28 protein-coding genes are annotated in these 23,520 nt (G+C 70.4%); 15 read left to right on the top strand and 13 right to left on the bottom strand.

Annotated elements, in window-relative coordinates; translation table 11 throughout:
* Window positions 1-548: 548 nt before the first annotated feature.
* Both O2L01_RS04985 and O2L01_RS04980 read left to right on the top strand, forming a co-directional pair.
* Window positions 549-881, top strand: coding sequence for a hypothetical protein (locus tag O2L01_RS04985; protein WP_270120771.1), 333 nt, complete (start codon window positions 549-551; stop codon window positions 879-881).
* Between the two features lie 140 nt (window positions 882-1,021).
* Window positions 1,022-1,357, top strand: a complete 336-nt coding sequence (locus O2L01_RS04980) for a MoaF-related domain-containing protein (protein WP_270120770.1) — start codon at window positions 1,022-1,024, stop codon at window positions 1,355-1,357.
* Window positions 1,358-1,615: 258 nt separating this feature from the next.
* On the opposite strand, the gene O2L01_RS04975 is transcribed toward O2L01_RS04980, so the two are convergent.
* Window positions 1,616-2,278 (bottom strand): pentapeptide repeat-containing protein, encoded by a 663-nt coding sequence (locus tag O2L01_RS04975; RefSeq protein ID WP_270120769.1) that lies wholly within the window; start codon window positions 2,276-2,278, stop codon window positions 1,616-1,618.
* Between the two features lie 71 nt (window positions 2,279-2,349).
* A complete protein-coding gene (locus O2L01_RS04970; protein WP_270120768.1) occupies window positions 2,350-2,925 on the bottom strand; it encodes a CGNR zinc finger domain-containing protein in 576 nt (191 codons plus the stop codon).
* 71 nt (window positions 2,926-2,996) lie between these two features.
* Between O2L01_RS04970 and O2L01_RS04965 the strand changes: the two genes are divergently transcribed.
* Window positions 2,997-3,956: a DMT family transporter gene (locus O2L01_RS04965; protein ID WP_270120767.1), complete on the top strand. Its 960-nt coding sequence runs from the start codon at window positions 2,997-2,999 to the stop codon at window positions 3,954-3,956.
* Between the two features lie 122 nt (window positions 3,957-4,078).
* Window positions 4,079-5,080, top strand: a complete 1,002-nt coding sequence (locus tag O2L01_RS04960; RefSeq protein ID WP_270120766.1) for a TIGR01777 family oxidoreductase — start codon at window positions 4,079-4,081, stop codon at window positions 5,078-5,080.
* Window positions 5,081-5,086: 6 nt separating this feature from the next.
* Here the strand turns inward: O2L01_RS04960 and O2L01_RS04955 are convergent, their stop codons facing one another.
* Together O2L01_RS04955 and O2L01_RS04950 are read right to left on the bottom strand one after the other, a co-directional pair.
* Window positions 5,087-5,749, bottom strand: a complete 663-nt coding sequence (locus O2L01_RS04955; RefSeq protein WP_270120765.1) for a DUF1275 family protein — start codon at window positions 5,747-5,749, stop codon at window positions 5,087-5,089.
* Window positions 5,750-6,016: 267 nt separating this feature from the next.
* Window positions 6,017-7,438 (bottom strand): choice-of-anchor A family protein, encoded by a 1,422-nt coding sequence (locus O2L01_RS04950; protein ID WP_270120764.1) that lies wholly within the window; start codon window positions 7,436-7,438, stop codon window positions 6,017-6,019.
* A 239-nt stretch (window positions 7,439-7,677) separates the two neighbouring features.
* Here O2L01_RS04950 and O2L01_RS04945 point away from each other — a divergent pair, with 239 nt between their 5' ends.
* Window positions 7,678-8,067, top strand: coding sequence for a carboxymuconolactone decarboxylase family protein (locus tag O2L01_RS04945; RefSeq protein ID WP_270120762.1), 390 nt, complete (start codon window positions 7,678-7,680; stop codon window positions 8,065-8,067).
* A gap of 162 nt (window positions 8,068-8,229) precedes the next feature.
* On the opposite strand, the gene O2L01_RS04940 is transcribed toward O2L01_RS04945, so the two are convergent.
* Entirely contained in the window at window positions 8,230-9,387 is a 1,158-nt protein-coding gene (locus tag O2L01_RS04940) for a DUF5925 domain-containing protein (protein WP_270120761.1), read from the bottom strand.
* A gap of 202 nt (window positions 9,388-9,589) precedes the next feature.
* On the opposite strand from O2L01_RS04940, the gene O2L01_RS04935 reads away from it, so the two are divergent.
* Together O2L01_RS04935 and O2L01_RS04930 are read left to right on the top strand one after the other, a co-directional pair.
* Entirely contained in the window at window positions 9,590-11,644 is a 2,055-nt protein-coding gene (locus O2L01_RS04935) for a bifunctional copper resistance protein CopD/cytochrome c oxidase assembly protein (RefSeq protein WP_270120760.1), read from the top strand.
* Window positions 11,645-11,720: 76 nt separating this feature from the next.
* Window positions 11,721-12,869 (top strand): trans-sulfuration enzyme family protein, encoded by a 1,149-nt coding sequence (locus tag O2L01_RS04930; RefSeq protein ID WP_270120759.1) that lies wholly within the window; start codon window positions 11,721-11,723, stop codon window positions 12,867-12,869.
* Window positions 12,870-12,964: 95 nt separating this feature from the next.
* On the opposite strand, the gene O2L01_RS04925 is transcribed toward O2L01_RS04930, so the two are convergent.
* From O2L01_RS04925 to O2L01_RS04910, 4 genes are all read right to left on the bottom strand, one after another.
* Window positions 12,965-13,363 (bottom strand): hypothetical protein, encoded by a 399-nt coding sequence (locus O2L01_RS04925; protein ID WP_270120757.1) that lies wholly within the window; start codon window positions 13,361-13,363, stop codon window positions 12,965-12,967.
* A 156-nt stretch (window positions 13,364-13,519) separates the two neighbouring features.
* The gene (locus tag O2L01_RS04920) at window positions 13,520-14,407 is read right to left on the bottom strand and encodes a 5-oxoprolinase subunit C family protein (protein ID WP_270120755.1); all 888 of its coding nucleotides are present in this window, start codon (window positions 14,405-14,407) and stop codon (window positions 13,520-13,522) included.
* On the bottom strand, window positions 14,404-15,051 hold the full coding sequence (locus O2L01_RS04915) for a 5-oxoprolinase subunit B family protein (RefSeq protein ID WP_270120753.1): 648 nt from the start codon (window positions 15,049-15,051) through the stop codon (window positions 14,404-14,406). The genes O2L01_RS04920 and O2L01_RS04915 overlap by 4 nt, the downstream gene beginning before the upstream one ends.
* Window positions 15,048-15,791, bottom strand: coding sequence for a LamB/YcsF family protein (locus tag O2L01_RS04910; RefSeq protein ID WP_270120751.1), 744 nt, complete (start codon window positions 15,789-15,791; stop codon window positions 15,048-15,050). Before O2L01_RS04910 ends, O2L01_RS04915 begins: the two co-directional genes overlap by 4 nt.
* 292 nt (window positions 15,792-16,083) lie before the next feature.
* Here O2L01_RS04910 and O2L01_RS04905 point away from each other — a divergent pair, with 292 nt between their 5' ends.
* The 8 genes from O2L01_RS04905 (at window position 16,084) to O2L01_RS04870 (ending at window position 21,211) form a co-directional block, all read left to right on the top strand.
* On the top strand, window positions 16,084-17,043 hold the full coding sequence (locus O2L01_RS04905; protein ID WP_270120750.1) for a glycoside hydrolase family protein: 960 nt from the start codon (window positions 16,084-16,086) through the stop codon (window positions 17,041-17,043).
* 217 nt (window positions 17,044-17,260) lie between these two features.
* The gene (locus O2L01_RS04900) at window positions 17,261-17,665 is read left to right on the top strand and encodes a YbaB/EbfC family nucleoid-associated protein (protein WP_270120749.1); all 405 of its coding nucleotides are present in this window, start codon (window positions 17,261-17,263) and stop codon (window positions 17,663-17,665) included.
* 1 nt (window position 17,666) lies between these two features.
* On the top strand, window positions 17,667-17,990 hold the full coding sequence (locus tag O2L01_RS04895; protein WP_270120748.1) for a hypothetical protein: 324 nt from the start codon (window positions 17,667-17,669) through the stop codon (window positions 17,988-17,990).
* Window positions 17,991-18,070: 80 nt separating this feature from the next.
* Window positions 18,071-18,565: a WXG100-like domain-containing protein gene (locus O2L01_RS04890; protein WP_374727638.1), complete on the top strand. Its 495-nt coding sequence runs from the start codon at window positions 18,071-18,073 to the stop codon at window positions 18,563-18,565.
* Window positions 18,558-19,103 carry a hypothetical protein gene (locus O2L01_RS04885; protein ID WP_270120745.1) on the top strand — a complete coding sequence of 182 codons (546 nt, stop codon included), beginning with the start codon at window positions 18,558-18,560 and terminating at the stop codon, window positions 19,101-19,103. The genes O2L01_RS04890 and O2L01_RS04885 overlap by 8 nt, the downstream gene beginning before the upstream one ends.
* A 14-nt stretch (window positions 19,104-19,117) precedes the next feature.
* Window positions 19,118-19,645 (top strand): hypothetical protein, encoded by a 528-nt coding sequence (locus O2L01_RS04880; RefSeq protein WP_270120744.1) that lies wholly within the window; start codon window positions 19,118-19,120, stop codon window positions 19,643-19,645.
* Between the two features lie 45 nt (window positions 19,646-19,690).
* A complete protein-coding gene (locus tag O2L01_RS04875; protein WP_270120743.1) occupies window positions 19,691-20,212 on the top strand; it encodes an SUKH-4 family immunity protein in 522 nt (173 codons plus the stop codon).
* Between the two features lie 123 nt (window positions 20,213-20,335).
* Window positions 20,336-21,211, top strand: coding sequence for a DUF3592 domain-containing protein (locus O2L01_RS04870; protein WP_270120741.1), 876 nt, complete (start codon window positions 20,336-20,338; stop codon window positions 21,209-21,211).
* 35 nt (window positions 21,212-21,246) lie between these two features.
* Here O2L01_RS04870 and O2L01_RS04865 read toward each other — a convergent pair whose 3' ends face one another.
* The 4 genes from O2L01_RS04865 to O2L01_RS04850 all read right to left on the bottom strand — a co-directional run bounded on the left by O2L01_RS04865 (window position 21,247) and on the right by O2L01_RS04850 (window position 23,520).
* On the bottom strand, window positions 21,247-21,624 hold the full coding sequence (locus O2L01_RS04865; protein WP_270120739.1) for a hypothetical protein: 378 nt from the start codon (window positions 21,622-21,624) through the stop codon (window positions 21,247-21,249).
* Window positions 21,625-22,005: 381 nt separating this feature from the next.
* Window positions 22,006-22,212, bottom strand: a complete 207-nt coding sequence (locus tag O2L01_RS04860) for a DUF397 domain-containing protein (protein ID WP_270120737.1) — start codon at window positions 22,210-22,212, stop codon at window positions 22,006-22,008.
* A gap of 238 nt (window positions 22,213-22,450) precedes the next feature.
* Complete coding sequence (locus O2L01_RS04855; protein ID WP_270120736.1) at window positions 22,451-22,951, bottom strand: hypothetical protein; 501 nt, start codon at window positions 22,949-22,951, stop codon at window positions 22,451-22,453.
* Window positions 22,952-22,965: 14 nt separating this feature from the next.
* On the bottom strand, window positions 22,966-23,520 hold the full coding sequence (locus O2L01_RS04850; RefSeq protein WP_270120735.1) for a hypothetical protein: 555 nt from the start codon (window positions 23,518-23,520) through the stop codon (window positions 22,966-22,968).

Genomic DNA, 23,520 nt, shown 5'->3' with positions numbered 1-23,520 from the left:
CGCTGACGCGCCGCTGACACCCTGCTGACAACCCGGCACGAGCGCTCCTAAAGCGATCATCGCCACAGGTCAACGCTTTGTCGGAGAAAAATGTCGTACCCCTCCTCTATGGTTTCGAAGGCAACTGAATAGCGCGCGCAACGCCCGGAAAGGCGGGGCGCGAGAACCGATTGGACGATGCGATGGCAGCGAAACCATCAGACAGTTCACGGAACCAGGCCGGCCTCGAGGTGATCACCCGGGCCCTGCCGTTCGAAACCATCCCCGACGAGCCACTACGGGCGCACTTCGCCAGATGGCTCCTCGATTCCCTGGCGGCCTCCGATCGACTCGGACCATTTCCGAGCATCGAACCCGAGACGCCGCCGCCTCCAGCACCGCCGGCGATCGAGCCGGAACCCGAACCTGCGAAAACGCAGACACCAAGCCGACCACCGGAACCGGTCGCTGACGCTCCACCCCGGAACGAGCCGCTGCCCCTGGAGTGGCAGGGCCCGCCCGCACCGCCGAGACCGCAGTTCGTCCGGCAGCGAGACGGCACGGTCTGGGTGACCAAACCACTCCTGCGATCGCGCGGCTGGACCGACAGCGCGGTCCGAGACTTCCTGCCCGAACCAGAAGGGCTCAAACCCAACCCGCGATTCGCAGCCGGCGGTGCACCGATGCCGGTCTGGCGGCCCGTGACGGTCGAGGCCGTCGAGGCCACGCCGGAATGGCAGGACTGGCTGGAGCGATCCCTGCGGCGACGGCGCACCACGCTCGAAGCGCTGGCAGAGTCCGACGACCCGGACTTCCGCGCCCGACTGGAAGCGGTCCGCGCGGCCATCGAGTCGGCAAGGGAGGTGAGGAGCGGGGGAGGCCGAGCAGTAGACCGGACTTGACGGACCGGTTTCGAGAGACCGGTTTCAACCATGCCAGGCTCGGCGAATCGCCGGTGTCGGGGTGGCTGATCTCCTAGGTTGGAAGGCGGCCAAGGTGGTCCGTGCCGATGCGGACCATGGGGTCGAGGAAGGAGACGGTCATGACCGATTTCGCGTTCGCGGGGAAGTCCTTCGACATCCGCTTGGACAACGGGGTGGTCTTCCACAACACTTTTGCGGTGGAAGGCAACAGGATGGTGTACGAGAAGATCGACGGCGCGGTGGAGGGCGGTTCGGAAGAGGTGGAACTGTTCGTCGCCGAAGTCGCGTCGCGGATGTACCTGGTCGGTTGGAACGAGGTGTCGGGGGCGGCCGTGGCGCACGTGATGGACTTCAAGACGAAGCGGGTCACCGCGTTCCGGTCGCTGGACGCCGGCGGCGGCAGGACCGGCGAAGTGCACACGGGAACCCTTGAGGAGGTGAAGAGAGGAGGGTGACTGGGATCGGTCGCATCGGTGAAGTGAGCCGGTGAGATCGGTGGTGATCGGCGAGGCTCGATGGTCAGAATCGGTCGCCGCAACGCCGCAACGCCGCAACGCCGCAACGCCGCAACGCCGCAACGCCGCAACGCCGCAACGCCGCAACGCCGCAACGCCGCAACGCCGCAACGCCGCAACGCCGCAACGCCGCAACGCCGCAACGCCGCAACGCCGCAACGCCGCAACGCCGCAACGCCGCTGGGCCATGCCCCCGGCTTACGCCAGCTTGAACCCCGCGGCGGTCGCCAGTTCTCCGGCGATCTCGACCGCTTGGTCCGCGGTGATGAGCGCGCCGCGCAGGCTCATGAGGCCGGTGATACCCGCCAGCTCCGCGCGCCGGAAGTCGCAGCCCTTGGCGTTGGCGACGCGCGAGAAGTCCGCACCCGGGAAGGTGCAGTCGATGAACACCGCCGTCGACAGATCGCCGAGGAACGTCGCGTTCATGAACCGGCACCGTTCGAAGACCACCGGGCCCTTGGCCGCGCCGATCGAGATGCCCGCGAAATCCGCACGGCAGTCGGCGATGTAGAGGTCCTGGACGAGTGAGAACTGCGCCTGCCAGCCCACGAGCTGGCTGTCAGTGATCTCGAGCCGCCGCGCGGTCGTCCGCTCCCAGCGGGCGTTGGCCAGCGCCGAGCGCTCGACGGTCACGTCCACGATCTCCAAAGGCGACAGCGCCGTTCCCGAGAAGTCGACGCTGCGCAGCAGCGACTGGTCGAGGCTGCCGTCGCCCTGGCCGTCGATCCACTCCAGGCCGTCGATGAGGCGCTCGCTGAGCTCGAAGTCAGGTTCGGGCTCCTCGTCGAAGGGCCGCAGCCGCTCGGTCTCCCACAGCGGCTTGCGCATGGAGCGCTTGTCGTCGATCTTCCTGAACTTCACCGGGCCTCCAAGGTCTTCGTGAACCTCGGCAGGCTACGCGACCCCTCTGACAATTCCATGCGCGCGACCGGTCAGTCCGTGGTCTCCGACGCGCGGGCGCGTTCGCGGTGGGCGCGGACGCGGAGCTTCACTCCGCATCGGCCGGTCGGGCACCAGCGACGCCTGCCCGTGGGGTCGAGGAAGATGCCCCGGCAGTCGGGGGCGGCGCAGCGCTGCAGCTGCGCGATCTCCTCGGCGGCCAGCATGTGGAGCGCTTCGAGCGCGAGCGAACCGAGCGCGGCGCGCACCGAATCCGGCGCGCTGCGCCGCAGCTTTCCGTCCTTGACGAGCGCGCGCGGCGGCGCGTAGGCCTCCAGCGCCCGGTTGACGGCCGTGACGGCGGCGCGCGGCGGCGGAACCTCGTCGAGCGCCGCGTCGGCCAGGGCGCGCAGGTGTTCGCGCAGTTCACGCGCGTGTTCGAGATCGGATTCGCTGACCGTGAGGTCCCGGGCGGTGCCGGTCTCGTGGTGGAGCCATTCGGCGAGCCGGTCGGTGTCCCAGAGGCGTTCGAAGGGGTCGTCTCCGAAGCGGTCCGCCCGGGTGCCCACGAAGTTGAGCCAGGGGCGGCCGGCGATCCAGTTGAACTCTCGGCGGAGGTCGTTGCCCATGCCACAAGAGTAACAGCTTGACCCGTTACCGAATCTGAGCCTAGGTTGTAACGAGACAAGCCGTTACGACATTGGGGGATCTCATCGCCACCGCCACCGCCCCGCTCACCGTGGACGCCGCGCCGCCCGCCCGCCTCCGCCGCCTGCTCCTCGGACCCGGCCTCTCCATCGGTTTCGTCATCCTCTGGACCGGCGGCTACATCGCCGGCCCCATCGGCGTCACCCAGACCGGCCCGCTCACGATCACCTTCTGGCGCTTCACGGTCGCGGCCACCGCGCTCGCACTGCTCGCCGTCCTCACCCGCGCTCCCTGGCCGCGCGGCCGCGCCGCCTGGGCCCAGCTCATCGCCACCGGCCTGCTCATGCAGGCGGGCATGTTCGGCCTCTCCTACCTCGGCCTCTCGCTCGGCGTCCCGGTCGGACTCGTGGCGCTCCTCAACGGCGCCTCGCCGGTGCTCGTCGCCATCGGCGGCACCGTCGCGCTCTGCGAACGCCTCACCCCGCTGCAATGGCTCGGCACGTTCACCGGTTTCACCGGCCTCGCCGTCGCGATCGTCGGCGACTGGTCCGCCTCGACGATCGGCGCCGCCGCGCTTCTGCCCCTCGCGGGCACCGTCGCGTTCGCGGCCGGCACGCTCGTCCAGCGCCGCACCGGGGCGAGCATGGACCTGCGCACGGGCGCGGCCGTCCAGATGGCCGTCGCCGCCATGGTCATGCTGCCTCTGGCCGTCATCTTCGAAGGGGGCGCGGGCATGCCGGTGAACGGCGCCTCGATGGGCGCCCTCGGGTTCCTCGCCCTCGGCAACTCCGGGGTCGCGTTCGCCCTGATGTTCCTCATGCTCCGGCACCGCAAGGCCGCCGACACGGCCCGCCTGCTCCTCCTGGTCGCCCCGCTCGCAGCGGTCGCGGCCTGGCCGCTCTTCGGCCAGCGCCCTGACGCGTTCCTGTGGATCGGCCTCGCCGTCACGGTCGCCGGCATCGCCCTCGCGATACGCCCCGCCGACCCGCTTAGGCCCAGGGCCGCAAGCTGATCAGCGTCCTGAGCGGGCGGCCGAGGCCGGATCGATGTGCGGCGGGTCTCGCGCTCGACGCGTCGAAAGTATTTGAACACGTTCAATATCTTGGATAGGCTGGCCGCGAAGGAGGAACCCTCATGAAGATCGTCATCCCCGGCGGGACCGGCAACGTCGGCGCCGTCCTCGAACGCGGACTCCTCGCCGCGGGCCACCGCCTCGTCGTCCTCACCCGCAGCCCATCCCGCCCGCACCACCTCCACTGGGACGGCCGCACCCTCGGCCCCTGGGCCGAGGCCGTCGACGGCGCCGACGTCGTGATCAACCTCGCCGGGCGCAGCGTGAGCTGCCGCTACACCCGCGAGAACCTGGCCGCGATGATGGACTCCCGCGTCGACTCGACCCGCGTCCTCGGCGAGGCCGTCGCCGCCGCCGAGCGCCCACCGGCCGTCTGGCTCCAGATGAGTACCGCGACGATCTACGCCCACACCTTCGAGCGACCCAACGACGAGGCCACCGGCGCGATCGGCGGCGGCGAACCCGACGCACCCGCGTACTGGGCCAAGAGCATCGACATCGCGCGGGCCTGGGAACGCACGCTCGACGAGGCCGAGACGCCGCACACCCGCAAGGTCGCCCTGCGCGCGGCGATGGTGATGAGCACCGACCGCGGCGCGGTCTTCGACGTGCTCTCCCGCATGACCCTCCTCGGTCTCGGCGGCGCGATCGCCGGCGGGCGCCAGTTCGTGTCCTGGATCCACGAAGCGGACTTTGCGCGGGCCGTGCAGTTCCTCATCGACCACGACGAGATCGCCGGCCCGGTCAATCTGGCCGCACCGCATCCGTTGCGGCAGAAGGACCTCATGCGTACGCTCCGGCGCGCCTGGGGCGGCCACTTCGGGCTCCCGGCGACGCGGTGGATGGCCGAGCTCGGTGCGTTCGCGCTCCGCAGCGACACTGAGCTGCTGCTCAAGAGCCGCCGTGTCATCCCCGGTCGGCTCGAGGACGCCGGGTTCGAGTTCTCCTACCCCGCATGGGAGGCCGCCGCGGACGACCTGGCGCGGCGCACGGCCGCCGACCGGAAGTGGCCGCTGGTGCGCCGCCCCGGACTCAAAGCCGTCCGGGCGCTGACCGGCAGCTAGGTCGTATCAGGCCGGTCCCCGGTGCGCTTCGGCGAACGCCGCCACCGCCATCGCGGCGGCGACCGCCGCGGCGGTCCAGCACACCGCGCTGAACGACACCGCGTGCGCCAGAACCGATCCCAGTCCGGCCGCGACCAGGTACACGGCCCACACCCCGGCCTGCAGGCGCGCCGATCGCAGCGCGCGCCGTCCGCCGGAGAGGTTGACGAACAGCGCGATGAGCGTGCCGGTCAGGACCGTGGTCGAGACGCCCGACAGCCCGATCCGGGCCGCGTGGATGCTCTGCACGCCCATCGCGAACGCCGCCAACGCGATCGCGAGTTCGAAGCCCTGCGAGAGGCCCGCGAGCGCGAGCATCACCACCTCGACGACGAGGAGCAGCGGCACGCCGAAGCTCGTGAGTATGTGCCGCCGGGTCGCGAACGACGCGAGCACCGCGCCGAGCGAGAACCCGAGGAGCGACCACAGGGGACCGACGGGCGAGAGGCCGTCGCTCCGTCCGGTCAGCTCGCCCGACACTGCGACCGCGAGCAGCACCGCGTTGCCGGTCTGGTTCGCGACGAACTGCTGGCTCAGGCTCAGGAACCCGGCGCCGTCGACCGCGCCGGCGATCGCGGTGAGCACGAGGGCGGTCCAGGCGTGCGCGTCGGTGGGAGCGGCGGCTCTCATCGGACGCCGCTCCGGTCGGGTCGGCGGGAAGGGAGGCGGTGCCACATGCGGCCCAGGCTAACGCCGGTCCGGGCACCGCGTCGACCGACCCGCCGGAAGCCTGGACCGCCCGTCGTGTGCACCGGGCGCCCGGGGCGAGCGTCCTCTTTCGGGTGACACTTTTCCTTACGACGGTAAGAACGGGGGTTTCCTGTCGGACCACGGCGAGAGACTTGGCCTGGGGTCGCCCCCCTGGGAGGGCGGGGGACTGCCCCGGCATGGCCGTCGCTAGTCGGGCTCGTCAGTGCGCCTCCGGCGCGCCGAGAACATCGCCACGGCCCCCACCGTGACCAGTGAGGCCGCGCCGATCACGAACGCGCCCAGGCCGCTGCCGGTGGTCGCCAGGTGGTCGCCTCGGACTCCGGAGTATTCGTCCGAGTCGGTCGGGTCGTCGGGGCCGTCAGTGGTGCCGTCCGTGGTGCCGTCAGTGGGGTCTTCCGTGGTGCCGTCGGTGGAGCCGTCCGTGGTGCCGTCGGTGCCCCCGTCCGGCGAGCTCGGGGAGTCCCCGGTCGTGGTCTCGCCCGTCGAGCCGTCGTAACTCGGCAGGATATGGGCCTCGCAGGCCGGCTCGGCCGCGAACGGGAAGTCGTGGATCTCGCCGCCGTTCTCGCCCACCTCACCGAGATTGGCGTTCCTGGCGACGATCTGCCCCTCGACGTTCGTCGGGCTGATGTCGGAGTAGTCGGCGTCCGGCGCGAGGATCGAGCCCTCGACGGTGTCGCCGCCGGTCAGGCGCAACCGCGTGGTGTCGTTGAAGTTCCAGATGATGTACGGCGCCTGGTTGCCGCTGATCCCAGCCTGGGACTTGACGTCCCATTCCATCTCGCCGCCGGTCCCCGAGGTGTCCACGTTGATCAGCAGCGGCGTGTCGGCGTCCGGTTGAGTCAGGAACACCAGGTCGCCCATGCTGTTCAGGTCTTCACCGGTCACGTTGAGGATGTTGGTGACCCCGGGCTCCAGGGTGATCCGGATCTGCTCGCCCGGCTGGACCTCGCCCTTCGGGACGGTCGCCGCCTGGTCGTTCGTCATCGCGATCTCGTGCGCCTCGCACGCGTACAGGTCGGCGGCGTTCGAGCGGAGTTCGGCGAACGCCGCGTCGAAGTCGATCGGGGAGGTCGGCCCGACCGAGGCGAGCGGCTGCTGGAGGTTGAGCTCCACGCGGGGCGTCGAGTTGTAGTCCGCGCCGGCGACGACGAGGCGGGTGTTGACCGAGGCGTTGTTGCTGTCGGTGTTCAGCACGTCGGTCCCGGTGAGGTCCCCGACCTTGACGTAGTCGTGGACCTGGACCACCGCGCCCGCCTGGGCCTGGGCGAAGTCGATCCGGCCGCCCACGACGAGCGAGCTCGGCACCGAGTCCCCGGGCGCGGTGAACGTGCTCGCGTCATGGATGTTGACGTTGTAGGTCCCGAGGACCAGGTTCCCGCCCGTGGCGATCCCACCCTCGGACTCGGTCGAGGCGAGGAGCGTCTGGTCCTCGACGAACGCGTTGAACCCGAGCGCGGGCGTGAGCGGGTTGTAGCCCGTCGCGGCCTGCGTCGTCTGGAAGGTCCCGACGGCCGCGATCGCGATGGCCGCGCAAGCCGTCGCGGCCCCCGCGAGCACGAGGCTCCCCGCGCGGCGCCGGTCGGCAATCGGCATGGTGTTCGACATGCTGCTCCCCCTGGAGTGGACGGTCGTCGACTGCTGGTGGGAGGAGTCGCAAAGAGCGTAACAATGTCATGACTGATCGTGAGATGGGAAACGCGCGGATCGGGTGAAACCCCGATCGCGCCGACGGCGGCCCGGGCCTCCTCCACAGCGGTTCGTGATCTTGCGGTGTTGCACCGGTTACTGGAGGATTGACCTTGTGGGGCAAGCGAATCCAACCTCACTTGAACGGAGGACCCCCAATGGAGCATCCCGACGAGCGCCACGAGCGCGGACTGAAGACCCTGCAACACCTCTCGGGCGAGGCCGAGCCCATGGTCGTCACCTCACTGGCGGACATCGCCCCCGATCTGGGCCGGTTCATCGCTGAGTTCGCCTACGGCGACGTCCTGACCCGTCCCGAACTCGACCTGCGCGACCGCGAGCTCGTCACCATCGGCGCGCTCGCGGCGCTGGGCAACGCCGCCCCGCAACTGCGCTTCCACATCAACGGCGCCCTCAACGCCGGCTGCACGAGAGCCGAGGTGATCGAAGCGCTCATCCAGATCGCCGTCTACGCCGGCTTCCCCGCCGCCATCAACGCGGTCGAGGCCGCGAGGGAGGTCTTCGCCGCCCGCGACTCCACTCCCTAAAACGCGCTCCCTGAACCGCGCTCCCTGAACCGCGCTCCCTGAAACGCGCCCACTGAATCCCGCCCGCTGAGTCCCGCCCGCACCGAAGCCCGCCCACCGCAACCTGCCCACGAGACGCCGATGGGGCGCAACGCGACAGCGCTGCGCCCCGACGGCGTCGCTCTACAGGTACTGCCCGATCTGCTGCTGCGGGATCGGCGCCTCGGTCGTCGTCGGGTCCGTGCCGCCGCGCCGCGCGTACAGCTCCGCGAGCGTCATCGGCTCCCGCACCGGGTCCCCGCCGAGCCAGTCGCTCGACTCCAGCGCCGAAAGCGCCCCGACCTCGATCTGCGCCAGGCACCGCCCGGGCCGGACGACGGCCGGGTGCAGCCGGTCGAGCCGCTCGTTCGTGGTGATCGCGACCATGATCTCGCGCCCCTGCCCGAGCAGGCCGTCCGTCAGGTTCAGCAGCCGCGCCAGCGACTGGCCCGACGCCTCCTTCGCCTCGCCGCGGATGAGTTCGTCGCAGTCCTCCAGGACCATGAGCCGCCAGTGCCCGCGCCGCGGCTCGTCCGGGTTCAGGTCCGCGTCCAGCACCAGGTCCATCTCCGACCCGATGATGACCTCCATCAGGTAGGACGGGTCCGCGAAGAACGCCTCCGGGTCCAGCACCGTGTCCACCTGGCACCACGGCGCCCACTCGCGCGCGAGCGCCCGCAGCGCCGTCGTCTTCCCCGTCCCGGGCGGGCCGTGGAACAGCACGAGCCGCCCCGCCACGTCCGAAGCCTGCGTCGCCATGAGCTTCCCGAGCGCCGACCCGGCGCTCGACGAGTAGTTCCGCTCGATCTCCGGCCAGCGCGGCGCGCTGATCGACCGCGTGGACCGGAACGGCCCGCGCGCCGAGCGGTACCAGAAGCCCATGTCGACCTTGTCCTCGCCGACCTCCTCGACCGAACCGGTCCGGTCGGTGAGGTACGCGGCGATCTCCTCGGCCCGCTCGCGCGTCACGGCCGTGACGACCGCCTGGCCCGAGCCGTCGCGCCAGCGCTGCGTGCGCAGCGTCCAGTCGTCGCCGGTCACCAGTTGCAGGAACGAGGCCCCCGAAATCGACCGGACGAGTGAACCGCCCTCAGGAATGAGGTCCACGTCGTCGGCGACCATGTCCAGCGCCCGCACCACCGCGTGGGGCTGCGCGCCGGAGACATAGGCGTCCAGGGCCATGAGGTTCAGCACGTTCGACGGGTCGTCGGAGCCGTCGAGCGTGAAGTGCATGTTGCCGAGCACGCCGCCACTGCCGTGAAGCAGGTTCATGATCTCACCGCGTCTTTCGATGATTCCCATCGCGATCCACCATAGAAAACTACGGCGACGCCGCCGCCGCCGTGACTGCCAATGCACGGCCGCGCGAACCGCGCACCGTGATCGTGCCTTATGAGCCCGACACAACAGATGGGCGCCCTCGGGGCGAGCCGTGGAGTTGCCGGAGATAACTGGGCCCCACCCGGTGGGGCGTGAGCTGGAACAATCAGCCATGCTGGGTTACGTGACCGCATCGACCGAGACCAGCCAAAACACCGCCGCTACCATACCTGGCGGCGGCGCGGGGTCCCGAAGCGGGCAAGGGCGGCCGCCGAGGCGCGGACTGCGCGCGCTCGCCGTCGGCGCGGCGGTGCTCGCGGGCCTCGCCGTCGCCGTGATCGCGCTCGACCTCGGCGGGGCCGTGGACGTGGCCGACCTGCCGGGCCTGTCGACCGCCGACCCCGCCGTCACCTGGGCCGCGGGGCTCCTCAAATACGGGTACGACCTGGCGATGCTCGCCGCGGTCGGCTGCACGATCGCGGCCGCGTGCTTCCTCCCGGGACGCCAGGGGGACCGCGCCCGCCTCACCGGCCAGTCCTGGCGGTGGCTGCGCGTCGGCGCCGTCGCCTCCGCGCTGTGGGCGGCCGTGGCGCTCGCGAGCCTCCCGATCGACTTCGCGAACACGTTCGCGCGGCCGCTCGGCGGGGTCACCGCGATGGGCCTGTGGTCGTACGTGGGTCAGTACGAGCAGGGGCAGGCGCTCGGCCTGACCGCGCTCCTCGCGATCGCGGCCGCCGTGGTCGCGGCGCGCGCGTTCACCATCCCGGGCGCGGCCTGCGCGGCCGCGCTCGCGCTCGCGGCGGCGGTCCCGCCCGTGTTCACCGGGCACTCGGCGTCGAACGGCAACCACCAGATCGCCGTCGACGGCCTCCTCATCCACGTCGTCGCCGCCGCGTTCTGGGCGGGCGGCCTGTTCGCGCTGTTCATCGCCCGCCGCGACCCGGTCGCCGCGGCCCGCCGCTACTCCGGCGCGGCCGTCTTCGCGTACGCCGCGATCGGCTTCTCGGGCCTGATCGTGTTCTGCGCCAACGTGAACCTCACGGACCTGTGGACGTCCTCGTACGGGCGCATCGCCCTCGCGAAACTCGCGGTCCTCGCGGTCGGCGGCGTCTTCGGCTGGGCGCACCGCCGCGCCTCCCTGCCGCGCGTCGAAGCGGGCGACCGGGGCGCGTTCATGCGCCTCGCCGGGGTCGAACTGGGGCTCATGGCGATCGCGTTCGGCCTCGCGTCGTCCCTGTCGGTCACGCCCCCGCCCGCGGAGGAGCTCCCGGACCCGAACACGGCCCTCCTCGGCTTCCCCACGCCCGGACCGATGACGGCCGCGTCCATCGCCCTCGACTGGTACCCGTCGGTCCTGTTCTGCACGGCCGCTCTGGCCCTCGTCGGCGGGTACGTCGCGGGCGTGGTGCGCCTGCGCCGCCGCGGCGACGCCTGGCCCTGGTACCGCACGGCCCTGTGGATCGCCGGCTGGGCCGTCGTCGTCATCACCACCTCCTCCGGCCTGAGCAAGTACGGGATGGTGCTGTTCAGCGCGCACATGGTGCAGCACATGGCGTTGAACATGCTCGCGCCGATCCTCCTCGTGCTCGCCGCGCCCGTCACCCTCGCGCTCCGCGCCCTCAAGCCCGACCGCGCCGGCGGCCCCCGCGAATGGCTGCTCGCGGCCGTCCACAGCCGCTGGTCTCGCTTCGTCTCGCGCCCGCTCGTCGCCCTCTTCGTCTACCTGACGAGCCTGTACCTCATGTACTTCACGGGCATGTTCGAGTGGGCGATGCGCTCGCACTTCGGGCACCTGTTCATGACCGCGCACTTCCTCGCCGCCGGCAGCCTCTTCTTCTGGGTGATCATCGGCCCGGACCCGAAGCCGCGCCCGCTCTCCTACCCGGCGAAGGTCCTGCTGTACTTCGTGTCGATCGTCTTCCACGCGATCTTCGGGCTCACACTCATGATGGGCACCAACCTGATCGCCGTCGACTGGTACACCCAGATCGCGCTCCCGTGGGCGGGCGACCTCCTCGCCGACCAGCGCGCCGGCGGCGGCATCGCGTGGGCGTTCGGCGAGATCCCGAGCCTCATCATCATCGTCGTGCTCATCGCCCAGTGGACGCGGTCGGAGGAGCGTGAAGGGCGCCGCATCGACCGCATCGCCGAGCGCGCCGCCGCCAACGGCCGCCCCGAGGACGACCCGCACGAGGTCTACAACGCCTACCTCGCCAGCCTCGACCAGGAACGCCGCTGAACCCCTGACTTTCGTCGGGGGTGTTCCGGTCGTTCGACAGATGCGGCCCAGGCCGACCGGCCCGTACGGTGGTGCCATGAGCGAAACGCACTCCTTCGACACCCTCGCCGTCCACGCCGGAGAACCCCGGCCCGCCCGCGACCGGTCCGTCGTCTTCCCCATCTACCAGGGCACGGTCTACGAGATCGAACCCGGCGGCGGCGTCGACTACATCCGCTACTCCAACACGCCCACCCAGACGTACCTGCAGGACAAGCTCGCCGCCCTCGAAGGCGCCGAGGCCGCCGTCGTCACCGCCTCCGGCATGGCCGCGATCAGCACCGCCCTCCACAGCGTCCTCGCGGGCGGCGACCGCATCATCGTCGCCGGGAACATCTACGGCGGCACCCACGCGCTCCTCGCCGAGGAGTCGCGCCGGATCGGCTGGGGCCTCGACTTCGTGGACGCCGCCGACCCCGCCGCCTGGGCGGCCGCCCTCACCCCGCGGACCAAGGCGGTCTACGTCGAGTCGATCACCAACCCGCTCATCAGGGTCGGCGACCTCCCCGGGCTCGCACGCTTCAGCCGCGAGCACGGCCTCACCTCGATCATCGACAACACGTTCCCCACGCCGATGCTGCTGCGGCCCCACAGCCTCGGCTACGACCTGGTGTGCCACTCCGCGACCAAGGCACTCAACGGCCACTCCGACCTCGTCGCCGGCGTCGTCACCGGCGCGGCGGACCGGATCGAGCGGGTGCGGCACACGCTCACCCTGTTCGGGGGCGCCCTCGACCCGCACACGGCGTTCCTGCTCGCGCGCGGCCTCAAGACCCTCGCGATCCGGGTGCGCGTGCAGGGCGAGAACGCGCTCGCGCTGGCGCGGTTCCTGGAGGGGCACCGGGCGATCGCCGAGGTGCACTACCCAGGCCTGGAATCGCATCCGGACCACGCGCGGGCCGTCGAGCTGTTCAACGGCGGCTTCGGCTCGATGCTGGCGTTCCGGCCGCACGGGGGTGTGGAGGCGGCCGAGCGGCTGCTCAAGACCCTCCAGATCCCTTACGCGGCGGCCAGTCTCGGCGGCGTGGAGTCGCTGGTGACGCGCCCGGCGATCAGCAGCCACGCCAAGATGACGGCAGAGGAGCGCGCGGCGGCCGGCATCGGCGACGACCTCATCCGGTTCTCCACGGGTATCGAGGCCGGCGAGGACCTGATCGCGGACTTCGCCCAGGCGCTGGAAGGCTGAGGCTTCTGGCAACGTGAGGGGCAGCATGGGACGGGCCGGCGGGAGCAGCGGGAGCATGGCGCCGACGCCTGGATCGTGCTGCCTTTTCGCGGGTCCTACCAGTAGGTGGCCGGTCCCGTGAGGACCCAGCCGGTGTCGGTCGGCTTGAGCCAGAAGCCCAAGGCCACCTCGATGATCTGCCCCCGGTAGGTGATCGCCGCGTCGACGTGGCTGCCGGTGTGGCCCCAGCGGAAGTCCGCGAGATCGAGTTCGCCGAGCCAGGACAGGTCCTGCTCCCATGCGGCGGGGGCAGGGCCGCCGCTCTCCTCGTCCCCGTCGGCGTTCGCTTCGACGGAGCCGGTCCACAGCGATCTGAGCACGTGGTGGACCGGGTAGTGATCGATGACCTGTTCGGCCTCAGGAATTCTCCCGGCTCGGAGCAGGCTGAAGTATTGGCGAACGACCGCTTCGACATATGATCTCGCGGTGAAGACCTGGACGGAACGCCCTGCCAAGACCGAGAGTGCGGTGACGCCGCCGCTGCCTTGAACATCGCGGGCGGCGGGTGGGCAGGCGGGTGGGGTTGCGGTGCCTCCCCGGCGCGTGCCCGCCCTCCCACGCACCTTCGCGCACCGTACTGGGCAGGCCTCCCGGTCCTTCGCAGGACGGACTTAGGCGCGTCTGCTCCAGTGCGGCATGGGGATCGGGGCGAACCTGATCTTCGTGCCGGGCCGGGCCTGCGCGGCGGCGGCCTGCGCTTCGGGGCCGACGACGCCGATCACGGGGTAGCCGCCGGTGGTCGGGTGGTCGGCGCCGAAGAGGATCGGCTGCCCGTTCGGCGGCACCTGGAGCCCGCCCGCGACGATGCCCTCGCTCGGCAGTTCCGCGGTGTCGTTGCGGCGCAACGTGGGTCCGTCGAGGCGCAGCCCGATCCGGTTGGAGTGCTCGGAGACCGTCCAGACGCCGCGCGCGAGCTCGACGACCGCGTCGGGCCGGAACCACTCCAGTCGCGGTCCCAAGTGGAGCTTCATGACGAGTTCGTCGGCGACCCCGGCCCACGGCGCGGGCCACTGGGTCGGCAGCGGCGGGTGCGCGGGGCTGGGGCCGAGCGGGATCGTGTCCCCGTCGGCCAGTGGCGCGGGGCCGAGCCCGGAGAGCAGGCAGGTCGAGTGCGATCCGAGGCTCGACTTCGGGTGCAGCCCACCGGAGAACGCCAGGTACGAGCGCACGCCGACCTCGGCGGGGCCGGCGTCGAGCACCGACCCGGCCTTGAGCTTCACCGGCTGGCCCCAGGACTCGGGCCGGCCGTCCACGGTGACCGCGCATGGTGCGCCGCCCACCACGACGGTGACGTTCCGGTGCGCCTTCACGGTGCAGCCGTTCAGGGTCGTCTCGAGCGCGCAGGCGCCGGTCGGGTTGCCCGCCAACTGGTTCGCGAGCCGCCACGACGGGCGGTCGGCCGCGCCGGAGGGCGGCACGGCGAGGTGGCCCCAGCCGGGCCGTCCGGCGTCCTGGCAGGTGGTGAGGACGCCCGCGCGCAGGATCTCGATGTGGCTCATACCCGCACCGCCGCGAACCGGACCTTGGTGCCGGGCACCAGGAGCGCCGCGGGCTCGCGGTGCTCGTTCCACAGTCGACCGGGGTTGGTCATCGTCGCGATGAGCTGCCAGCCGCCGGGACTCGAGCGCGGGTAGACGCCCGTGTAAGGCCCGGCGATCGCCACCGACCCGGCCGGGACCGAGGTCCGGGGGCTCTCGCGACGCGGCACCTGGTACCGCTCGGGCAGGCCCTCGAGGTACGCGAAGCCGGGGGAGAACCCGCAGAACGCCGCCTCGTACTCCACAGCGGAGTGGATGTCGGCGACCTCGTCGACGCCCACGCCCCACTGCTTCGCGACGGACTCGAGGTCGGGACCGTCGTAGCAGACCGGGATCTCGACGGCCTCGCCCGCCGATTCGGGCTCCTCCGTGAGCGGCCAGCCGGGGAGTTCGGCGGCCAGCAGCTCCGGTTCGTCGACCCCGTCGACGAGCACGGTCGTCGCGCCCGGGACCAGGTCGGCGGCCTCCAGCAGCCCGGACATGCGCCGGGCCTGCAGCGAGCGGTAGCAGGCGCGCGCGAGCGCCGTTGTGCCGCAGTCGATCAGGATGCCGCGCGGCCCTGCCGGGAGCGGCCTCAGGCGTTGGGCGGTGGGTCTGGTGCTCACGAGAAAGCCTCCACGTCGATGCCTCGTTCGTCCAATGCGGACCTGATGGACGCGGCGACCGCCACCGCGTCGGGACCGTCCCCGTGCACGCAGATCGACTCGGCCGCAACGGGGGTGACCGTGCCGTCGATCGCCGTCACGACACCGTCCGCGGCGAGCGACACGGCCTGTGCGACCGCCTCGTCCGGCCCGAGCAGCGCCCCCGGCAGCCCGCGCGGCACCAGGTGCCCGTCGGGCAGGTACCCGCGGTCGGCGAAGGCCTCGCCGACCACGGTGAGGCCCGCCTCGCGGGCCTGGAGGTCGAGCGCGCTCCCGCGCTGGGTGAGCACCGCGCGCACGCCCGCGAGCTTCGCGCCCTCGACCACCGCGGCGGCCTGCACCGGGTCGCGCCCGGCCCGGTGGTACAGCGCCCCATGGGGTTTCACGTACGTCACGTCGGCGCCCGCGGCCTGGGCGAAGACGCGGAGCGCGCCGATCTGGTAGGCCACCTCGGCGGCCAGTTCCTCTGGGGGGACGTCGATCTCGCGCCGGCCGAACCCGGCGAGGTCGCGGTAGGAGACCTGGGCGCCGATCCGCACGCCGCCGGCGGCGGCGAGGGCGGTGACGCGGCGGAGCGTCGAGGGGTCCCCGGCGTGGAAACCGCATGCGACATTCGCGCTCGTGACGATGCGCAGCAGCGCGTCATCGTCGGTGAGCACCCAGCGACCGAAACCCTCCCCCAGGTCCGCGTTGAGGTCCATGACCCAACGGTACCGGAGTGCGAGGGATTCGGGCGCTTCGGGAACGGGGGGAGAAACCCCACCCTCGAACCACCCGTTCGGATGACGTCTCCGCCGCCGTGCCCGTTTCCTGTCGTACCCGCGCGGGAGGATCGCTCCGACAGTCCCCTGGGTGGGTGGGGGATTGGGAAGGTTACCGTTCGACTTTGATCGAACTTGCGGCAAGCGTTTTCTTTGGCTAGATTTTCAAGCACCGCACTGCCACGACACCCCACCGGGCCGGCCGCACGGCCGCCGACTTCTTGGAGGAACCATGACGACCGGCCCGACGCCTCCGACCGCCGACGACCACCGCGCCCCCGCCCCGCTCTTCGCCGACCCGGTCTTCGACGGCCCCACCGACCCCACCGTCGTCTTCGATCCCGAAGGCGGCCTGTGGCACCTGCTCTACACCCAGCGCCGGGCCAACACCGCCGACGCGGGCGTCGCCTGGGTGCACGGCACCGAGATCGGCCGCGCCACGAGCCCCGACGGTCGCGAATGGACGTACGCGGGCACCGCGGTCCTCCCCGGCACCAGTCCCGGCGACACCTGGTGGGCCCCTGAGCTGCTGCGCCACGACGGCCAGTGGCACATGTACGTCACGTATCTCCAAGGCATCCGAGAGGACTGGACCGGCCCCGCCGAGATCCGCCACTACACCTCCCCGGACCTCGAGGCCTGGACCTACCGCTCCACACTCGACCTCGACTCTGAGCGCGCCATCGACGCGACCGTCCACCGCCTCCCGGACGGCAAGTGGCGCATGTGGTTCAAGGACGAGAGCCGCGAGAGCCGCATCCACACCGCCGACTCCCCGGACCTCTTCGCCTGGACCCCGACCGGTCCCGCCGTCACCGACCAGGCCCAGGAGGGCCCCACGGTCTTCCCGCTCGGCGGCGTCTACTGGATGGTCACCGACGGCTGGTCCGGCCTCCTCGTCCACCGTTCCACCGACCTCGAGCACTGGCACCGCCAGCCCGTGCCGCTCCTCGCCGGCCCCGGCAGGCGCGCCTTCGACGAAGCCCTCGGCCACCACGCCATGGCCCTCACCCAAGGCCCCGACGAGGGCTTCCTCTACTACTTCACCCACCCGGGCGGCGGGCGCCGCTCCACGGTCCAGGTCGCGCGCCTCCACGTGCGCGACGGCTGGCTGCGCTGCGACCGCGACGAGCCCTTCGCGTACCGCCCCGACCCCGCCAAGGCCCCGGCGTTCCGAGGCGGCGGCGAGTAAGCCGCCGGGAGGGTCCCGGCTCTGTGCCTGAAGCGTGCCAGTGGGGCCCGAGTGCACTCTCGAATCCGCACCAATATGGACAGAGTCGACATCGTGACGCTCTGTAAATACAGTTGTCGAAACCCCTGGTAGGCAAGCATTTTCGGGGGACGCGGAATTTGCGCCGCCGGTCTATGCTGAGACTCACATTGAGTCCACTGAGCCCCCCGGAGGCGGCATGTTCGGTGAGGACGCCATCGCCCAGCAACTGGCGGAAGCCCGCTCGCAACTGGACGTCGTCAGGCAAACGCAACAGGACCATCAGGTCCCGCCCGTCACCGCCGAGGCGGCCGACGGGCGCATCAAGATCACCCTCGGCGCGAACGGCCGCGTCGACCGGATCGAGTTCACGGAGGTGCGCGTCCTCAAGGAGGGCACCGAATACCTCGAAGAGGAGCTGCGCACCCTCGTCAACACCGCGCTCGACGCCCGCGCCGAGACCCTCGCGGCCGACACGGCCGCGCCCGACCTGGAGGCCCTCGGCGAGGCCGTCGCCAAGATCCAGGACCAGGGCCTCGCCCAGATGCGCGCCATGAGCACCCAGATCAGCGCCGTCATGAAGAAACTCCAGGGAGGTGCCTGACATGGTGGTGGAACTCGACCTCGACTCGATCCGTGAGGGCGCCGACGCGCTCGACGCCGCGACCGAGATGGTCCAGGGCCTCTTCGACGAGTTCAAGTCCGCCGTCGAAGGCCTCGCCGACTCCTTCGGCGGCGACATGATCGGCTCGCTCCTCGACCTCGCGCACCAAGTGGTCATGGAGGCGCTCATGGAGTGCATCGAGACGAACATCGAAGACCTCCTCGACTATTCGGTCAATCTCCGCGAGATGGCTGACAACCACGAGAACGCCGACAGCGAGGCCGCCCGCATCTTCCGCGAACTCCTCGCCGAACTCGGCCTCTAGCCCCGACTCCGCCGGCCGACCGCCGGCGCGCCCGCACTCGTCACCCTTTGCGTTCCTCCCCTTACGAAGGAGACACCCCAGTGGGTATGCAACTGCCCTCAGAACTCACGAGCCTGCTCTCCATGCTCGGCTACGACTGGCCCGAATCCGACGAGACGAAACTCTTCGACCTCGGCAACAACTGGACCGGCCTCTCCGACAAGCTCAACGGCGCCGTCGAGCAGCTCGAGGACGCCGCCCGCACCGTCATCGACAACAACGTCAGCAAGGACATCGACGCCTTCCGCTCCGAGTGGGAGGACGGCGAGTCCGCGGTGCGCAACATCGCCGACATCGCCGAGCCCTCCAACATCGTCAGCATCGGCCTCATGATCGCCGCCGGCGTCGTGCTCGCCCTCAAACTGCAGATGATCGTCCAGCTCGTCACCCTCGCCATCGAGATCGCGCAGGCCATCGCCACCGCCGTCGCGACCTTCGGCGCCTCGCTGCTGGAGATCCCGATCTTCAAGCAGATCACCTCGATGCTCATCGACCAGCTGCTCAACATGGCGATCGAGGCGGTGCTCAATGGCTAGGGTGCGCACGCGGGCCGCCCGCAAATCGGTCTCCAAGGGCGCCAAGATCATCGCGGGGCTCATCGACAACCCGCGGTTCTTCCGCTCCGGCAAGGGCGCCCTGAAGGTCAAGCCCAAGGTCGTCACCATCAAGTTCGACTCCAAGATGAGCAAGAAGGACTTCCGCACGAAGGCCGACTCGCTCCTGCGCCTCAGCCGCGAGGGCAAGCTCCGCAAGACCCCCGTCAAACGCGACCCGCAGATCACCCGCAACTACCGCGGCGAGACCATCCGCAAGCTCACCGGCCGCCACCGCGGCAACCGGGCCGAGCAGCGGCGCATCGCCCAGAAGTTCAGCGGCCGCACCTCCGCCAACCGCGCCGGCGACGGACTCGACCCCGACCACGTGCACGAATTGCAGCTGGGCGGGCGCGACCACGCTGATAACCTGCGCTGGATGGACGCCTACACCAACCGCACCATCGGCTCCCAGATAGCCGGGCAGCTCAGAGGCGTCCCCGACGGCACCCCCGTCGTCATCAGAGTCCTCGGATACTGAAAGGACAGTCCACGATGGAACTCGCCGCGAAGGTCGCGCTCGTCCGTCCCCGCATGGGGGAGCTCGTACGCTACGGCTGGGACTACGAACTCGGTGAACCCGCCGAGCCCGAAGGCCTCCCGCCCGCGTTGGCGGACCTGTACCGCGTCTTCGACGGCCTGAGCACCCGCATGGGGTTCATCGACGTCCTCCCGGCCGAGGACGTCCTGGCCGAACTCGCGAAGAAGAGGGCGGGGGACCTGCACGACCCCCTCCCGAACCTCCTCCAGTTCGGCACCGTCGGCTACGGCGACGCGCTGTGCGCCGACCTCGAGTCCGGTGCGGTGCACCTGTTCAACGCCGACTTGTACATCGACGCCGTCAAACTGGGCGAGTCGCTGGAGACCAGCCGGCTCGCCCCCGACCCGGTCGCGTTCGCCGACGCCTTCCTCTTCGGCCCGCGCTACCGCGAGCTCATCGACCTCGTCGGCGGCTACCCGACCCCCGAAGACGAGGAAGAGGACGAGTGGCGCGTCCTCATCGAAGACCTCGGCTTCGCCTGATCCCGTCTCCCGCAACCCGAAAGCCCCTGACCTGAGGAGGACCGCATGCCCGCGGCAGCGAAGTACGCAGCACTGTGGACAGAAGACGAACTGATCCCGTACCCGCGCGAGGACTGGCTCGCCGACGGCTTCCCGGAGGCCGCCCTCCCCGAGGGCGACGAGGTGCCCCTCGACGTCGAGGTCGTCTACACCGCCTACCTCCCCGGCAGCCCCGGCCTCTACGACACGATCGGCCTCGGCACCGAGGACGGCTCGGTCGACTTGCGGCTCATCGTGGTCGGCGCGGTCGAGGACGACAAGAACCTCCTCTACGTCCTCGACCCGGCCAGCGGCGACATCCTCCAACTCGACCAGACCAACCCCCGCGACGTCCAAGCGGTGAACTCCAACTACCGCTGCTTCATCGAGTTCCTCTACCACTTCGCCCAGTTCGTCAACGCCGACGAAGGCAAACAGGGCCGAGCCGCCCGCGCCGCCACCCTCCGCGAGGTCCTGATCCGCATCGACCCCAACGCCTTCGCCCAAGGAGCCTGGTGGCCTCTGGTCTTCGACCAGCTCACCGCCTGACCGCCGCCGCGATCGGCGAACCCGGGGCCCGAAAGCCGTGACCGGTAGGGCATCGCGGTGCGCGATGCTCGCGAGGCCCGCTGCGAACCGCTCCGGGGCCGACGGACCACCAGGAGGCCGGCAATGAGCACCACGGATCCCGCTGCGGAGCGGGCGAAACGGCGGGAGCGCGCGGGAGACCGGCGCTTCCTCGCCGCCGCGATCGTCACGGCGGCGTTCATGACCGCGTGCGCGGTCCTGCTCGGCCTCGCCATCGCCACCACTGCCGACATGTTGCGGCACTACAGCATCGACAGCGCCTTCGACGACCGCGAGCCGTTCCCGATGTTCTGGGGCCTCGGCACGATCGGCTACCTCTGGGCCCTCGGCACCGCCGGAACCCTGATCGGCTCCATAGGCGCCGGGTGGTACTTCGATGCCTACCTGGGCGGCGAACGGCAGCCGCGGATCCTGGCGTCCCTCGCGGCCTGCGCGGCGGCCGTCGCCATCGTGGCGGACGCGCCGACCTGGACGGCGCCGCTCAAGGTCGGCATCGCACTGGATCCGGTGTTCCACGAGGACGAGCCTTGGAGCGTCTTCGGATGGATCGGCTACTACGCCGACATCTGGCTCCCGGCCATTGCAGTAGTCGTCGCCGGTCTCGTTGTGGCCCACTCGATCCGCCACTACGGGCGGCTGCGGCGGCAGCTCGCCGACCGCTCCCGCCTCCTCGTGGAGGGCCGACGCGCGAGCGGCATGATCACCGGAGTCGCGGCCCGCACCACGGTGAACGACCAGGGGCAGCGCTCAACCATCGGCTACGTCGTCACGGTGCGGTACACCGACGCCCACGGCGCCGAACGGGAGGCGACCCGCTTCAGCCCCGGCCGGAACTCGATGCCGACCTCCGACACCGCCGAGGTGCTGTTCGACCCGCGCCGGCCGGGCGACGACGACCTCGTCTTCATCGCCCTCCATCCCGACCCGGACCCGCCGGAGTGGATCGGCGCGCCCGTCTGAGCGCCTGCCTCCCAGGGCAGAAGGCCTCGGGCCGTTCAGGAACGCATGCGGGCGAGGGCCATCGTCTCGGGCGGTGAACCGTGCCGCTCCCGGTAGGCCGCGACGATCGTCTTCGTCACGTCCTCCCCGGCTTGGAGGCGGACCAGGAACGGCACCAGCCAGTGCAGGTCCGCCGCGTCGAACTCGGTCGTGAACTGCGGGTTCAGCTCGCCCTTCGACGGGTCGATCAGGGCTGAGAGGTGGACCAGCCCGCCGGCGTTCGCGGCATGCGGGCCGATCGAGAACGCGGCGATCGAGTTCGCGCCGTCCGGATGCAGCGCCACTTCGACCGGGTGCGGGTAGGGCCCGGACTCGGTGCGGGCGAGCACGAGGAAGTCCATGGTCTCAGGTGCTCGTTTCTTCTTCTTCGCCATGCGCCCATCCAATCACGCACGGCCGAGCGACGCCCCGGTTCGCGCGGCGGCGGCTGCGGACCGGGAGGTGCGGGTGACATGGAGGACGGCCCGCTTCAAGGCCGCGCCGACGCGGGCGGCGATGGACGGCCTGCGGTGGGACGCATGGGCAGCGGCGAGTCCCGCCGATTTCCTGAGGAAGCGCTCGAACGCGATCTCGCGGAGCCTTTCCTCGTACGCCTTCCGCGTGGCCGGGCGGGGGAGCGGATCGGGCTGTTCGCCGCGACGATGCCGCCCTGTCCGAAGCGGCACGGTGCGGAGCTGCATCGTGTCGGTCTCGACCGGGTAGGGGCGCAGGCGGCGAAGATGATGCGGCTGCGGCGTGAGGGCGCTTCGTCACATTTAACGCGCGGCGCGCAGCAGCGAGACGAGATCCGTTGCGGCCAAGTCGAACACGGGCGAGGAGTCGCCGAGTTTCGAGTCCCGGACATGGAAACCGTCGCCGTCGCCGCAAGTGGAGAGTTCGACGCAGTCGGAGTTGTTGTCGCTGCCGCTGCGGGTGCTCTTGCGCCAAGCTCGACGAAGCTCGGCGACTTCGCCAGGGGCCACGCCCTTTTCACGGTCTGGGACCTCGGCTCCGACCGCACTCGATACCCGAACGGCCCCAACCGCTACCTGTCGACGTCGACGACGGCGTCTGCCCCGCGAATGCTGCCGCTTCACCGACGACCCCGAGGACTCGCCCATCTGGAACGGCGCCTGGAGCAACGACCAATGGTGCCCCTGGATCCTCAAGCGCGCCAAGCCCTTCATCACCCGCTCAGACTGAGCACCTTCACCCGCCGTGTCAGCGGCCCAGGTTCGCCAGACGCTCCCGCAGCTCCAGCAGGTACGGGTTGGTACGCAGTTCGGGGTGGTGGCCATGAAGGATCGCGAACGCGCGCTCGATCATCGCATCCACCAAGTTCTCGAGCTCGATCCAGGTGATCTCGGCTTCGCCCTCGTGGGCGTTGGACCGCACCGTGACCGTCGAGCCCTCCCTCCCGACATGGAAGGTCAGGGCCTCGACCGATGAGGCGAGGTCGATGCGGGGTTTGTCCCGCAGGACGATCGGCGCGGAGGCCCACGCCAGGGCGAAGTCGAGCACCGGCAGGTACTGGCGGGAGAAGTCGACGCCCCCGATCACCAACGCCACATCCACCCAGAACTGCTCGTACAGGAACTCGGTCTCCCCGAGCCCGTCCCAGCCGACAGGGGCACCTTGCGAATTCGCCGGTTCCCAATCCGCCGACCACGACGCGTCCCCCTGATGCGGCGTGTATCGCACGTCGGTGCGGCGTTCGTCCATGGCTTCCATTCCAGTCACAGCTCCCAGGGATAGGCGGTCTTCATGTTGCCATCGGGTGCGATCGGGATGCGCAGGCCGGTCTGATTCTGCAGCCCGGTCTGCTTTCCGGTGTACGGGTCGTAGTCGACGTAGTTCCCGCCGCGCAGGAGGTCGTCGGAGTTCACGCCGCGAGGCCGCTCCACCCCGTGCTCCTGGGCGTCCTGAAGCGCTTTGCGCAGGTCTTCTTTCGTGAAGTCCGGGTGGAACACGTTCTCCTTCTTGGGCGGTTTCATGCTGTCGTACATCCCGCCGGGCCGGTGCTTCTCCCAGGTCTGGTCGAGCACGGCTTCGTCGAACTTGAATTTCGGCTTTGGTTTCTTGGGTTTCGTCGACGGGGTCGGGGTTGTATCGGCTGGCGGGTTCGCCTGGTCGACGTCGCCTTCATCGAGCAGGCCTTCGGCCTGGCGGCTGTCGCTCTCATTGCTCTGCCCGGACTGCTGCGTCCGGCGTCGTTTCTTACTGCGGCCGTGAAGGCCCAGCAGCGAGATGAGGGCAGGGAGGACGACGACGTTGAAGAGGAGTCGGTTCAT

This window comes from Glycomyces lechevalierae (assembly GCF_027622945.1).
In the GTDB taxonomy this organism is placed as follows: domain Bacteria; phylum Actinomycetota; class Actinomycetes; order Mycobacteriales; family Micromonosporaceae; genus Glycomyces; species Glycomyces rutgersensis.
The sequence above is the reverse complement of the archived record's forward strand: the minus strand, read 5'-3'. Positions and strand labels throughout refer to the sequence as shown.